Annotated in this window: 16 protein-coding genes; 13 read left to right on the top strand and 3 right to left on the bottom strand. The window is 65.0% G+C overall.

Annotated features, from left to right (window positions below; translation table 11 throughout):
• Window positions 1–43: 43 nt before the first annotated feature.
• The 3 genes from AC1RRE_RS15975 to AC1RRE_RS15965 all read right to left on the bottom strand — a co-directional run bounded on the left by AC1RRE_RS15975 (window position 44) and on the right by AC1RRE_RS15965 (window position 1,717).
• The gene (locus tag AC1RRE_RS15975; protein ID WP_492982233.1) at window positions 44–550 is read right to left on the bottom strand and encodes a PAS domain-containing protein; all 507 of its coding nucleotides are present in this window, start codon (window positions 548–550) and stop codon (window positions 44–46) included.
• Between the two features lie 50 nt (window positions 551–600).
• Complete coding sequence (locus AC1RRE_RS15970) at window positions 601–1,068, bottom strand: PAS domain-containing protein (RefSeq protein WP_492982231.1); 468 nt, start codon at window positions 1,066–1,068, stop codon at window positions 601–603.
• Between the two features lie 97 nt (window positions 1,069–1,165).
• Entirely contained in the window at window positions 1,166–1,717 is a 552-nt protein-coding gene (locus AC1RRE_RS15965) for a PAS domain-containing protein (RefSeq protein WP_492982229.1), read from the bottom strand.
• 289 nt (window positions 1,718–2,006) lie between these two features.
• Here AC1RRE_RS15965 and AC1RRE_RS15960 point away from each other — a divergent pair, with 289 nt between their 5' ends.
• From AC1RRE_RS15960 to tilS, 13 genes are all read left to right on the top strand, one after another.
• A complete protein-coding gene (locus AC1RRE_RS15960) occupies window positions 2,007–2,756 on the top strand; it encodes a YebC/PmpR family DNA-binding transcriptional regulator (RefSeq protein WP_492982227.1) in 750 nt (249 codons plus the stop codon).
• Between the two features lie 31 nt (window positions 2,757–2,787).
• On the top strand, window positions 2,788–3,297 hold the full coding sequence (gene ruvC, locus AC1RRE_RS15955; protein WP_492982225.1) for a crossover junction endodeoxyribonuclease RuvC: 510 nt from the start codon (window positions 2,788–2,790) through the stop codon (window positions 3,295–3,297).
• Window positions 3,294–3,914, top strand: coding sequence for a Holliday junction branch migration protein RuvA (gene ruvA, locus AC1RRE_RS15950; protein ID WP_492982223.1), 621 nt, complete (start codon window positions 3,294–3,296; stop codon window positions 3,912–3,914). Before ruvC ends, ruvA begins: the two co-directional genes overlap by 4 nt.
• The gene (gene ruvB, locus AC1RRE_RS15945; RefSeq protein ID WP_492982221.1) at window positions 3,911–4,960 is read left to right on the top strand and encodes a Holliday junction branch migration DNA helicase RuvB; all 1,050 of its coding nucleotides are present in this window, start codon (window positions 3,911–3,913) and stop codon (window positions 4,958–4,960) included. Before ruvA ends, ruvB begins: the two co-directional genes overlap by 4 nt.
• Complete coding sequence (gene ybgC / locus AC1RRE_RS15940; RefSeq protein WP_492982219.1) at window positions 4,953–5,399, top strand: tol-pal system-associated acyl-CoA thioesterase; 447 nt, start codon at window positions 4,953–4,955, stop codon at window positions 5,397–5,399. Before ruvB ends, ybgC begins: the two co-directional genes overlap by 8 nt.
• 33 nt (window positions 5,400–5,432) lie before the next feature.
• Entirely contained in the window at window positions 5,433–6,167 is a 735-nt protein-coding gene (gene tolQ, locus AC1RRE_RS15935) for a protein TolQ (RefSeq protein ID WP_492982217.1), read from the top strand.
• Between the two features lie 2 nt (window positions 6,168–6,169).
• Window positions 6,170–6,622, top strand: coding sequence for a protein TolR (gene tolR / locus AC1RRE_RS15930; RefSeq protein WP_492982215.1), 453 nt, complete (start codon window positions 6,170–6,172; stop codon window positions 6,620–6,622).
• Window positions 6,623–6,663: 41 nt separating this feature from the next.
• Window positions 6,664–7,626, top strand: a complete 963-nt coding sequence (locus tag AC1RRE_RS15925) for a TonB C-terminal domain-containing protein (protein ID WP_492982213.1) — start codon at window positions 6,664–6,666, stop codon at window positions 7,624–7,626.
• Window positions 7,627–7,644: 18 nt separating this feature from the next.
• The gene (tolB, locus tag AC1RRE_RS15920; RefSeq protein ID WP_492982211.1) at window positions 7,645–8,991 is read left to right on the top strand and encodes a Tol-Pal system beta propeller repeat protein TolB; all 1,347 of its coding nucleotides are present in this window, start codon (window positions 7,645–7,647) and stop codon (window positions 8,989–8,991) included.
• Window positions 8,992–9,360: 369 nt separating this feature from the next.
• Entirely contained in the window at window positions 9,361–9,861 is a 501-nt protein-coding gene (gene pal / locus AC1RRE_RS15915) for a peptidoglycan-associated lipoprotein Pal (protein WP_492982209.1), read from the top strand.
• Window positions 9,862–10,147: 286 nt separating this feature from the next.
• On the top strand, window positions 10,148–10,681 hold the full coding sequence (gene pal / locus AC1RRE_RS15910; protein WP_492982207.1) for a peptidoglycan-associated lipoprotein Pal: 534 nt from the start codon (window positions 10,148–10,150) through the stop codon (window positions 10,679–10,681).
• A gap of 204 nt (window positions 10,682–10,885) precedes the next feature.
• Complete coding sequence (gene ybgF / locus AC1RRE_RS15905; RefSeq protein WP_492982205.1) at window positions 10,886–11,938, top strand: tol-pal system protein YbgF; 1,053 nt, start codon at window positions 10,886–10,888, stop codon at window positions 11,936–11,938.
• 7 nt (window positions 11,939–11,945) lie between these two features.
• Window positions 11,946–13,253 (top strand): tRNA lysidine(34) synthetase TilS, encoded by a 1,308-nt coding sequence (gene tilS, locus AC1RRE_RS15900; RefSeq protein WP_492982203.1) that lies wholly within the window; start codon window positions 11,946–11,948, stop codon window positions 13,251–13,253.
• The last annotated feature ends 114 nt before the right edge of the window (window positions 13,254–13,367 follow it).

The raw sequence follows: 13,367 nt of genomic DNA, 5'->3' as shown, positions 1-13,367 counted from the left end.
AGGGCTTGCACGGAGAATCATGGGACTGGTTGTCGCGCTGATTCTACTCCCGCGGGATGAAGTCAACGACGATGAACAGCATGTCGACACCGATGCCGTCCGACGACAGCGGCATCACCATGTCGGTCACCGTCACGAAGTCCTTCTGCGGTCCGACATAGGGCACGCGGTTGATGCGCGGGCTCTTCACCTGGGTCACGGTTTGCAGGCTGCTCCAGATGACGCTGGGCGGCCGCTGGTGCGCCAGCTCGCTCATGTGTTTCCCGGTGTAGCGATCGATCATGTAGGTTTCCACATGATCGCCGATCAACCGGTAACGGAAATCCAGTGGCCAGCCCGGCCTGGAATTGTACAGTACATCCATGAGGATTAGATGCGGCAGCAGATGCGCGATCTCGGCCGCATCGATATCGGCATGCGCCGGCATGATGCGGACGCCGCGTTTGGCGATCCAGTAGTCAAAGCCACGCAACAGCAACGGCGTTGCGTGGCTGAGATCCAGTTTAGGTAATGCAGAAACCCGCCCATTCATGCCGGACAAGCGTGGCATGAAAGTGTTGTGCTTGCACGCTCTAAGTATGCACGGACGTGTGAGATGGATCAGCCGATGTCGCGCGGGATAAAATCGACCACCGACATCATCATGGTGACGGTGTCATCGTCGGGTGACAGCGGCAGGATCAGGTCCATCACCGTCAGGAAGTCCTTGTGTGGCCCGACATAGGGCACGTGGTTGAGCTGCGGCTGCTTTTCTGCCACCACGCGCGCGAAGTTGCGCCACAGCTGGCTGTCCGGCTGCTGGTGCGGCACCTCGCTCATCTGCAGGCCGGTGAAGCGGCGCGACATATGCGAGTCCACTGTGGTGCCCAGCACGCGGTAGCGGAAATCCAGCGGCCAGCCCGGCTGGGCGTCGCGCAGCACGTCCAGCAGCACGATGTTGGGCAGCAGGCTGCCCATCTCGATGGGATCGATATCGGCGCGCGACGGCATTGCACGCCCGCCGCGCTTGGCGTTCCAGTAGTCGTAGCCACGCAGCAGGATCGGCGTTGCCTGGCGTTTTATCAGCATGTCACGCATGCTAGACAATCGCGGTTTCCCCTGTCGCTGCGAAGAGTGTTTCAAATATTGCGTGGACTATTCTGCCTGAGCGCACGCGGTGTCCGCGCTAGCCCAGCTGGGTGAAGGGGTGTGTGCCGTCCTGCAGGCGCACGGCCTGGTGCAGGTCGACGCAGACCAGCACATGGTCGACGGTCTCGCCGTCATCGGCCAGCGGCATGACGATATGGAAGATGCTGTTGATGTCGCGGCTGCGGCCGACATAGGGCAGCACGCCCTTCACCGGCGCACGGCAGTCGACGGCGGCGGTGAGGTGGTCCCACACCGTGCTCGGCGCACGCTGGTGTGGCACGTCGCTCAGGCGCCGGCCGACATAGTCGGCATTGCTCAGCGCCTGCATGCGGCTGCCGACGGCGACATAGCGGAAGTCATGCGGGTCGCGCTCGACCGCGAAGAGGATGAGCTGCGGGCGCAAGGGCTCGAGGCCGGGATGCTCGAGCATCCGGCGCGATGGCATCTCGGCGGCGTCGCGCGCGGCCAGCCACAGGCCATGGGCATAGGTCAGCAGCACCGACTGCGGATAGCCCGGCAGGCCGCTGGAGGGTCTCGCCCCGCGGCCCGGCACGGCTACCAGCTGCATGATGTCGCTTGCGCTGCTCATAACTCTTTGTAAGATATATATTATTTTGATCAGACATGTGCCGGATACAGGGCCGGTCCGCCAAAACACTAGCGATCTGCGTGATTCGGCGCAATGAGACACTCACCCTTTGGGATGATCCGGTAACCGGTGGCATCCTTGCTTTTGTCCGGCACCGGCTTTATCGCGCTGGCCCCGGCAGGGTGCCCGGCCGCTCAACTCCGTGTGGGCCGGGCAGATAAACGGACCGAAATGTGGTAAACATGCCCGATTCGGTCGCTTTTTCACGATATTAGCCGCAGGTTCCGTCATGGCTGGCCATTCCCAGTTTAAAAACATCATGCACCGCAAGGGCGCGCAGGATGCCAAGCGCGCCAAGATTTTCACCAAGCTGATCCGCGAACTGACCACCGCGGCCCGCAGCGGCCAGCCCGATCCGGCCGCCAATCCGCGCCTGCGCGCCGCCATCCAGGCTGCCCGCGTCGCCAACATGTCGAAGGACACGCTGGAACGTGCGATCAAGCGCGGCGCCGGCGGCGATGCGGCCGACAATTACGAAGAGGTGCGCTACGAGGGCTACGGTCCCGGTGGCGTCGCCGTCATCGTCGAAGCGCTGACCGACAACCGCAACCGCACCGCCGGTGAAGTGCGCGCCGCCTTTTCCAAGAACGGCGGAGCGCTGGGCGAGACCAACTCGGTCGCCTTCATGTTCGACCGCGTCGGCGAGATCGTCTTCCCGCTGACGGCCGCGACGCCTGAGGCGCTGTTCGAGGGCGCCCTGGATGCCGGCGCCGAGGATGTGCAGTCGTCAGACGAAGAGCATGTCGTCACCTGCGCGCAGGATGACTTCGCCGCCGTACGCGAGGCGCTGGAAAAGAAGTTCGGCGATCCGAAATCGGCCAAGCTGGTCTGGCGTCCCAAAACCACCACGCCGATCGAGGGCGAGAAGGCCGAGACGCTGTTCCGGATGATCGAGGTGCTCGAGGATTCCGACGACGTGCAGACGGTCTATGCCAATTTCGAGATGTCCGACGACGAGCTGAAGAAGCTCGCCAGCTGATACCAGGGCAAAGGAGCGGAACAGGCTTTACATGCGCATCATTGGTCTCGATCCGGGCCTGCGCGCCACCGGCTGGGGAGTCATCTCCGCCGAGGGCAACCGGTTGAGCCATGTGGCGCATGGCACCATCCGCACCAACCCGGACGACGAACTGGCCTATCGCCTGCGCACCGTGCATGACGCGCTGGCCGAGCTGCTGGCCGAATGGCAGCCGCAGGCCGCCGCCGTGGAAGAGACCTTCGTGAACAAGAATCCGTCCTCGACCTTGAAGCTCGGCCAGGTGCGCGGCGTCGTGCTGCTGGCGCCGGCTTTGCTCGGGCTTCCCGTAGGCGAATACGCGCCCACCGTGATCAAGAAGGCTGTCGTCGGCACCGGTGCCGCCGAGAAGGACCAGGTCCATGCCATGGTGAAGCGCCTGTTGCCGGGGTGCAATGTGACCGGCCCGGACGCCGCCGATGCACTGGCGGTGGCGATCTGCCATTCGCATCATGCCGCCACCAGCCGTCGCATCATGGCCGCGGAAACGAGGCTGGCGCGATGATCGCCAAGCTCAGCGGCCTGCTCGACAGCGTGTCGGAAACCTTCTGCATCCTCGATGTCGGCGGCGTCGGCTACCAGGTCTACTGCTCGGCCCGCACGTTGCGCTCTCTGCCGCGCCCGGGCGAAGCCGTGCGTCTGCATATCGAGACCCATGTGCGCGAAGACCACATCCATCTGTTCGGCTTCCTCTCCGAGGCCGAGCGCGGCTGGTTCAACCTGCTCCAGACCGTGCAGGGCGTCGGCGCCAAGGTCGCGCTCGGCATCCAGTCGACGCTGGCGCCGGACGAGCTCTTCCGCGCCATTGCCAGTGCCGACAAGACCACGCTGAACCGCTGCGATGGCGTCGGGCCCAAGCTGGCCGTGCGCCTGATCACCGAACTGAAGGACAAGGTCGGCGGCATCGCGCTCGGCCCGGTGGCGATGGCTTCGCCGGGCGAGATCGTGGCTGTGGAAGAGAAATCGCAGGGCCCGGTGGCCGATGCGCTCTCGGCGCTGGTCAACCTGGGCTACAAGCGCGCCGATGCCTTTGGCGCCGTCACCACGGCCGCGCGCAATCTCGGCGATAAAGCCAATGTGCAGCAGCTCATTCCGGCCGCGCTGAAGGAGTTGGCGCGATGAGCGAGGCCCCGCGTATGGTTTCGGGTGCGAAAGCCGAAGGCGACGACTTCGAGCGCCATCTGCGTCCGCAGGTGCTGGGCGACTTCATCGGCCAGCAACGCGCCCGCGAAAACTTGAGCATTTTCATTCATGCCGCCAAGGAGCGCGGCGAAGCGCTGGACCATGTGCTGCTGCACGGCCCGCCAGGCCTGGGCAAGACCACCATGGCGCAGATCGTGGCGCGCGAACTGGGCGCCGGCTTCAAGGCGACGTCCGGGCCCGTCATTGCCAAGGCCGGCGATCTGGCTGCGCTGCTGACCAATCTGGAAGCGCGCGACGTGCTGTTCATCGACGAGATCCATCGCCTCAATCCGGCGGTGGAGGAAATCCTCTATCCGGCGATGGAAGACTTCCAGCTCGACCTCATCATCGGCGAGGGGCCGTCGGCGCGCAGCGTGCGCATCGACCTGCCGCCGTTCACGCTGGTCGGAGCCACCACGCGCTCTGGCCTGCTGACCACGCCGCTGCGCGAGCGCTTCGGCATTCCGCTGCGCCTGAACTTCTACGAAGTCGAAGAACTCGAACTGATCGTGCGGCGCGGCGCCCGCATTCTCGATCTGGAGCTGGACGCCAGCGGGGCGCGCGAGATCGCCCGTCGCGCCCGCGGCACGCCGCGCGTGGCTGGCCGCCTGCTGCGCCGGGTGCGCGATTTTGCCGTCTACGCCAAGGCCAAGACGGTGGATGCCAAGGTGGCCGATGCGGCGCTGCTGCGGCTGGAAGTCGATGCGCGCGGCCTGGACGCCATGGATCGTCGCTATCTGACCGTGATTGCCCGCGACTTCCAGGGTGGCCCGGTCGGCGTCGAGACCATTGCCGCCGCCCTGTCGGAACCGCGCGATGCGCTGGAAGATATCATCGAGCCGTATCTCATTCAGCAGGGTTTCCTGCAGCGCACGCCGCGCGGCCGCCTGCTGACAGCCGCCGCCTTCGCCCATCTCGGCCTCAACGCCCCGGCCAGTCTCAGCACTGCCGGCCAGCTCGACCTGCTGGGAGACGATGATGCCTAGCAAGATTGGGATGCCTGACGCCCTGCATCGCTATCCCGTCCGCGTACAGTGGGAAGACACCGATGCCGCCGGCATCGTCTATTACGCCAACTACCTGCGCTTCATCGAACGCGGCCGGTCCGACCTGCTGCTGCAGAAGGGCATCAGCCAGCGCGCGGTTCTGGCCGATGCCGAACAGGGCGTCGCCTTTGCCGTCCGGGCCTGCAATATCGAATACCTGAAACCGGCCAGGTTGCATGAGGACCTGACCGTTACGACCGCCATTACCGAACTGCGCGGCGCCAGCCTGACCGCCCGCCAGGATGTCTGGCGCGGCGAGGAATTGCTGGCCCGGGCAGAGGTTAGGCTGGCCTGCATCGACCAGGCCGGCCGGCCCAGACGCGTTCCCCCGCCGATTGCGGCGGTATTCGCCACACTTTCACCAAATTTGTCGCATTGATCTGCTAACTCGTAACGAAAAGGATTCGAACTTATGGACAGGACCGTTAGCGCCGCGCAGCTCGGGGGCTCATCCGCCGCCGCCGATCTTTCGCTTTGGGCGCTCTTCATCCAGGCCGACTGGATCGTCAAGGCCGTCATGCTGATGCTGATCCTGGCCTCCTTCTGGTCCTGGGCGATCATCTTCGACAAGCTGATCAAGATTCGCCGCACCGTGATCGACACCGACAAGTTCGAGAACGACTTCTGGTCGGGCGGTTCGCTCGATGCGCTGTATGACCGCCTGTCGATGGCCGGTCCGCAGCATCCGATGGCCGTGCTCTTCGTCGCCGCCATGCGCGAATGGCGCCGCTCCACCGAGCGTGGCCTGGTGCGCGGCAAGCAGGGGCTGGGCTCGCTGCAGGTCCGCATCAACCAGGTCATGCGCGTGTCGATCGACCGCGAGATGGAGCGCCTGGAGCGCTACCTCGGCTTCCTCGCCTCGGTCGGTTCGGTGTCGCCCTTCGTCGGCCTGTTCGGCACGGTCTGGGGCATCATGAACTCCTTCCACGCCATCGCATCCAGCAAGAACACCTCGCTGGCCGTCGTGGCGCCGGGCATCGCCGAAGCGCTGTTCGCCACCGCGCTGGGCCTGCTCGCGGCCATCCCGGCCGTCATGGCCTATAACAAGTTTTCCAACGACCTCGGCCGCCTGAATGTGCGGCTCGAAGGCTTCGCCGGCGAGTTCTCGGCACTGATGTCGCGCCAGCTCGACGAAGAGGCGGCCTGACCATGGGCATGTCATCCGGAGGCGGTGGTTCCACCCGCGGCGGTCGCCGCATGCGGGCGCCGATGTCGGAAATCAACGTGACGCCGCTGGTCGACGTCATGCTGGTGCTGCTGATCGTGTTCATGGTGGCCGCGCCGCTGCTCACCGTCGGGGTGCAGGTCGACCTGCCCAAGACGCAGGCCGCCGCGATCCAGGGCCAGGATGAACCCTTGAGCATCACCATCGATTCCAAGGGTGGCATTTACCTGCAGGAAACGGTTGTCGAGCTAGACCAGTTGATTCCGCGCCTGCAGGCGATTGCCGGCAATGCGCCCGACCGCCGCATCTTCGTGCGCGGCGACCAGGCGATCAATTACGGCAAGGTGCTGGAAGTGATGGGGATGATCAATTCCGGCGGCTTCACCAAGGTGGCGCTGGTGGGCAATCCGCCCGCTGGTCCGGCAGCGAAGCGTTAAGCGCGGTCTAAGAGAGTAACAGGCAGAGGGTTGGGTTAAGAGTGCAGCGCAAGTCCTACATATTCTCGGCAAGCCTGCATGGCGGCATCGTTGCCTTCGCCGTGTTCGGGCTGCCGCATCTGTTCGATACGCCGCGCGAGCCCGAGCCGATGGTGGTGCTGGCCGAATTCGCGCCGATCGCCGAGAAGACCAACGTGCCCAAGGTCCAGCCCAAGGTGGTCGAGACCAAGGCGCCGCCGAAGGAAGAACCGATCCCCGAGGCCAAGCCCGAGCCGAAGCCGGAGCCACCCAAGCCGGCGCCGCAGGCCGTGGCTCCGCCGCCGCCGCCCCCGCCGCCGACCCCTGAGCCGCCCAAGCAGGTCGAAGCGCCCAAGCCGGCGCCGATGCCTGAGCCGACGCCCGCGCCCAAGCCGATCCCGAAGCCGGAGAAGGTGGTCGAGGCGCCTGAGCCGCCGAAGGTGACCGAGAAGCCGAAGCCGGAAGCCAAGCCGACGCCGCCCAAGCCGCCGCAGCGCACGGAAGAAAAGAGCAAGACGCCCGACTTCGCCGATGTCGCGGCCCTGGTCAACAAGATGAAGACCGCGCCGGCGCCGCAGCCCAATCCGGCGCCGCAGACCGCGGCGCGCACGCCGCCGCCGGCCGCGTCGCCGCGCATGGAAGGTCCGTCGAACCCGAACCAGCCCGTCTCGATGAGCGAGAAGGACTTCATCCGCAAGCAGGTGGAAGACAAGTGGCAGTTCGATCTGGGCGCACGTGACGCGAACAACCTGATCGTCCGCATCAAATTCAGCCTCAATGCCGATGGTTCGCTGCGCACGCAGCCTGAAATCGTCGATCAGGCCCGCATGTATATGCCGGGCCAGGAAGCCTATCGCTCCGCGGCGGAGTCGGCGCGGCGCGCCGTGCTCAAGGCCGTGCCCTTCCAGTTGCCCCCGGGCGACAGGGACAAGTGGAGCCAGGATATTATTTTGAACTTTGACCCGCGCATGATGTTGGGTGGGTAAATGCATAAGGAGATAATGATGACGCGGAAGGCGATACCGATTGCCGGCATGCTGGCGCTGATGCTGGCGCTGGTCACGGCAATGACCGCTCAGGCAGCCGTCGAAATCGACATCACCAAGGGCAACTTCAAGCCCGTGCCGATCGCCATTTCGGATTTCGATGCCGATAATCCGCAGGCCACCCAGATCGGTGCCAATGTCGCCCGTGTCATCCGCGCCGATCTCGAACGCTCGGGCTTGTTCAAGCCCGCCGATCCGCGCGCCCATATCCAGACCCCGGCGCAGCTGCGCGTGCAGCCGCGCTTCGGCGACTGGCGCGTCATCAATGTCGATGCGCTGGTCAGCGGTCGTCTCGAAGTGCAGCCCGATGGCCGCCTGCGCGGTGAATTCCGCCTCTGGGACGTCGCTGCCGAAAACCAGATGACCGGCCTGGCGCTGTTCACCACGCCTGACAACTGGCGCCGTCTGGCGCATCTGATCGCCGATGCGATCTACAAGCGCGTCACCGGCGAGGATGGCTATTTCGACACCCGCGTCGTCTACGTCGCCGAAAGCGGCACGCCGGACAAGCGCGTCAAGCGTCTGGCCATCATGGACCAGGATGGCGAGAACCATCGCTTCCTCACCGACGGCCGCTACCTGGTGCTGACCCCGCGCTTCAGCCCGAGTCAGCAGGAAATCACCTACCTGTCGTATTTCAACGACAAGCCGCGCGTGTACCTGTTCAACATCGACACCGGACAGCAGGAACTGGTCGGCGACTTCCCCGGCATGACCTTTGCGCCGCGCTTCTCGCCTGACGGCAACCGCGTGATCATGTCGCTGGCGGTGGACGGCAACTCGGACGTCTACATGATGGATTTGCGCACCCGGCAACGCTCGCGCCTGACGCAGGATCCAGGCATCGACACCTCACCGTCGTTTGCGCCTGATGGTCGTCGCATCACCTTCAATTCGGATCGCGGCGGCACCAAGCAGATCTACATCATGAATTCCGATGGATCGGACCAGAAGCGCGTCAGCTTCAGCCAGGGGCGTTACTCGACGCCGGTCTGGTCGCCGCGCGGCGATCTGATCGCCTTCACCAAGGAATATCAGGGCCAGTTCTCGATCGGCGTGATGCGTCCCGATGGTTCGGGCGAGCGCATTCTGTCGTCGAACAGCGTGGTGCAGGAAGCGCCGACCTGGGCGCCGAACGGCCGTGTCCTGATGTTCTATCGTGAGACGCCGTGGAATTCCGCGGGCCGTGGCCAGAAGGTCCGGTTGGTCTCCATCGACCTCACCGGTTACAACGAACGGGAGATTCCCACCCCGATCGACGCCTCCGATCCGGCCTGGTCGCCGCTCTCCCCCCTGGTCCGCTGAGGGGATATCCACAGGTCGCAACCTGTGGATAACTAAAGTTATCCCGCCCTCTGTTGCAGAAATGCCGCAGGGGGCGGTTTAGTATTTACAAGCTCTTACCCCTATTGATTCAGGAAAAACCGGTGGATATAGTCCACCGTGACGTAATGGCTTGAACTGAGGGTTCCGGCAACGTTTGCGGCAGGCATGGTCCTCTGGGACTGAGAACCTGCCCGGACGTCTGTTTTAACCTTCGGTTTGTCAGACGGTTCGTCCTGAGAGCGAAAAAAACTCGACCCACGGGATGGAACGCAAGTTTTGGTCTCAAGTTTTGTCTGTAGTTCTCAGGTTCTGACTCACTCAATCGAAACCCTTGGAGGGATAATAAAAATGCGCCTCAACACCTTCGGCTCCAAGTTCCTGGCCGTGGCTGCCGTTGGCCTGCTGCTCGCTGCCTGCTCGTCTGATCCGGCCCCGACCGCTGCCACCTCTGGCGCCGGCACTGCCAGCACCACCACCACCAGCATCGCCCCGGGCACCGTGCAGGACTTCCAGGTCAACGTCGGCGACCGCGTCTTCTTCGACTATGACAAGTTCGAAGTGAAGCCGGCCGGCAAGGCCACGCTGGACAAGCAGGCTGCTTGGCTGAAGCGCTACGGCCAGTGGAAGGTCGTCGTGGAAGGTCATGCTGACGAGCGCGGCACCCGCGAATACAACCTTGCGCTCGGCGATCGCCGAGCCAACGCCGTGAAGGCTTACCTGGTCAACCAGGGCATCCCGGCGAACCGCGTCACCATCATCTCCTACGGTAAGGAGCGTCCGGTGGCTCTCGGTTCGAACGAGGCCGCCTGGGCCCAGAACCGTCGCGGTGTGACGGTCCTGTCGAACTAATATCCCTTCCGGTGGCTTAAGGCCGCCGGACAGAGATGGTTCTTGAAACACCCGCCTGTCGCAAGACAGGCGGGTGTTTCTTTTTTGGCCGGATGTTTCTTCCCGCCGGGCGTTTCTTTTCGCTGCATCTCACAGCGGTCACACACTTCGTCAATAAATGCGTGGCATGGTCCTCATCATGGCGAGGCTTGTCATTTGCCCAAGTTCCGCCGCAATGCGCGCGCGTTTCCGCCATGAAGCGCAGGCTTCCTAACAATCAGGCAGAGCAAGAAAAGGGACTATCCCGATGAAAATGAGTCAGATGATGGTGCGGTCGGCGTTTGCGGCCATGTTGGTTCTCGGTCTGGCGGCTTGCGAAAGCGCGCCGCAGCCGGTCAGTTCCTCGGGCGGTGGCGGCAGCATGTCGGGCGGCCCCTTGATGCAGGGCAGCGGCCGTGGCGGCGTCGGCGCCGGCAGCCTGGAAGACCAGCAGCGCCAGTTCGCCGCCAATGTCGGCGACCGCGTCTTCTTCGATTATGACTCCTACGCCCTGAAGCCGGCCGGCCAGCAGACGCTGGACAAGCAGACCGCCTTCCTGCGCCAGAACGCCCAGTATCGCATCGTGATCGAAGGTCACAGCGACGAACGCGGCACCCGCGAATACAACCTGGCGCTCAGCGAGCGCCGCGCCACCACGGTGCGCAATTACCTGGTCAACCAGGGCATCCCGGCCGCGCGCGTCACCATTGTCGCCTATGGCAAGGAGCGCCCGGTGGCGCTGGGCGGCAACGAGGCCTCCTGGGCCGAGAACCGCCGCGGCGTGACCGTTCTGGCGAACTAACACCGACCGCGCAGGCCCCGCCCATCCGGCGGGGCCTGTCTTCTTGGTCGCGCACCAATCCGTCTTGGTCACGCATTTGTATCGGCCAGGGGCGTCCCGGCGTTGCGGGACGCCATGCTTTTGACGTAAACCGCGATAAAATCGATAAACTCGGTTTTCCGCCCGATTCGCTTTTTAGCGGTCGGCCTACCGCTGGGGTTTGCCATGTCTGCGTCTTCCATTCTCCGTATCTCGGCCGTCGCGTTGCTGCTTGCCGGTGCTGCTCTGCCTGCACTGGCGCAGGATGCCGCCGAGCGCCTCAACCGTCTCGAAAACGACCTCCGCACCCTGCAGCGCCAGGTCTATCGCGGTACGCCCCCCGGCGCGGGCGGTGGCGGCAGCAGCGGTTCGGGCAGTCTCACCGAGACGACCGGCGACGGCTCCAGCGCCGCCAACCGCCTGAACGGGCGCATCGACGATCTGGAAAACCAGATCCGCCAGCTCACCGGTCGTTTTGAAGAGGTGGAATTCACCGCCAGCCAGGCCAACCGCCGCATGGACAAGCTGACCGAGGATGTCGATTTCCGTCTCAACCAGCTCGAGCGCGGCGGGGCCGCGCCGGGCGCTGGCCAGCAGACCGGCAGTGTCGAACAGGTGAAGCCGACGCCGGCCCAGCAGGGTGTCGCCGCGCCGGGCACGCCGGTGGTGCGCGGCTCGACCTCGTCGACGCCGGGTCAGGCGCCGACCAAGGAAGGCTTCCTCGGCGCCATGCCGGCCGATGCACAGGGTCGTCCCATCCAGGGCGGCGGTAATCAGCAGGCGGCCGCCACGCCGCCGGCTGCAGCCGGCAATCCGGCCAGCGGCAAGGGCAAGCTGCCCAATGGCACGCCGCAGGAGCGCTACAACTACGCCTACAAGCTGCTGGTGCAGAGCGACTATGCCGATGCCGAAGCCGCCTTCCGCGAATTCCTGAGCGCGCATCCGAAAGACGCGCTGGCCGGCAACGCCCAGTATTGGCTGGGCGAGACCTATTACGTGCGCGGCCAGTACGAGCCCGCCAGCCAGGCCTTCCTGCAGGGCTATCAGGGCTACAAGGGCAGCAGCCGCGGCAAGGCGCCCGACAGCCTGCTCAAGCTGGGCATGTCGCTGGCGGCGATGAAAAAGACGCCCGAGGCCTGCGCCGCGCTCGGCCAGCTCAACAAGGACTTCCCCGACGCGCTGCCGCATGTGAAGGACGCCGCCGTGCGCGAGCGGTCCAAGCTGAGCTGCCGCGGCTGATCCTGTCATGACAGCGGGGGCGGTGAGCGCGGCCGACTTCGGCCGCCTGCTGCAGCCGCTGCTGCCGCGTGCTGTCAAACATATCGCCGTCGCCGTCTCCGGCGGCGCCGACAGCATGGCGCTGGCGCTGCTGGCCCGCGACTGGGCCAAGACGAAGAAGATCAAGCTCACTGCCTTCATCGTCGATCATGGCCTGCGCAAGGAGTCGGCCGCTGAATCGAAGCAGGTGCTCGCCTGGCTGAAAGCCGCCGGCATCCCGGCCGAGCGTCTGGTCTGGCGCGGCGCCAAGCCCAAAGCCAACAAGCAGGCTGCCGCTCGTGCAGCGCGCTATAAATTATTGGAAGACGCCTGCGCCGATGCCGGCATCCCCGTGCTGTTGCTGGGCCAGCATCGCGACGACCAGGCCGAGACGCTGCTGCTGCGCAGCTTGCGTGGCTCCGGCGTGGATGGCCTGGCGGCGATGGCGCCGGTGCGCGCCTTCAACGACCGGCTCACCGTGCTGCGGCCGCTGCTCGATATCCCGAAGGCGCGGCTGGTCGCGACCCTGGAAAAGCGCCGCCAGCGCTGGGTCGAAGACCCGTCCAATGCCGATCCCGCCTATATGCGCGTGCGCTTGCGGCGCGCGCTGGATGTGTTGAGCGACAACGACGCGGATAGCCGCGCCGAGATGGTGGCGCATCTGGCGCAGACCGCGCGCAACTTCGCCCGCACCCGCGCGCTGCTGGACGAGACCGCCTACGACCTGCTGCATCGCGCGGTCAGGCTGCATCCGGCCGGCATCGCCTGGCTCGATCGCGCGGTGCTGGGCGCGGCCCATGACGAGATTGCCTTGCGCGCTTTAAGTCGCCTGCTGAGCGCCATCGGCGGTGACCCGCTGCCGCCCCGGCTCGACCGGCTGGAACGCCTGCTGGATGTCCTGCGCGCCAAAACCGTCGCGCCGCAGACGCTGCATCGCTGCCAGCTGCGGATGGTGGGGACGCAGCTGCTGGTCTGCCGCGAGGCGCGCCACCTGCCGGTGGCCGAACCGGTGCGCAACGGCCTGCTGTGGGACGGCCGCTTCCGTGTCACAATCGCTAAAATCCCGACCGGACTGACGCTCGCCCCCCTGGCCAGGGGATTGGACCGTCACAAACCCGCGGATGTGGGTACCGCTGTGCCCAAAATCGCCTGGCCGGCGCTGCCGGCGCTGTGGAAGGCCGGGAAACTGCTGGCCGTTCCGGCTTTGGGCTGGGGAATCCCGCCCGCCGGGCTGCAGATCGCCTTCCGGCCCAGCCTGATGCCGCCGGCCGAGGCCATGACCGGCGAAAATCCCTGAGACCTTTATTAAAAACGCCGGCCTAACTGCTTGTTTAGCCCCGCCGGGGTCATATCTATGGTCTGGGCCGTCTGAAATCGGCTAGAATTTTTCCACCGGCTTGGAACCCATTCC

Source organism: Ferrovibrio sp. GW821-FHT12D07 (assembly GCF_058807275.1).
The sequence above is the reverse complement of the archived record's forward strand: the minus strand, read 5'-3'. Positions and strand labels throughout refer to the sequence as shown.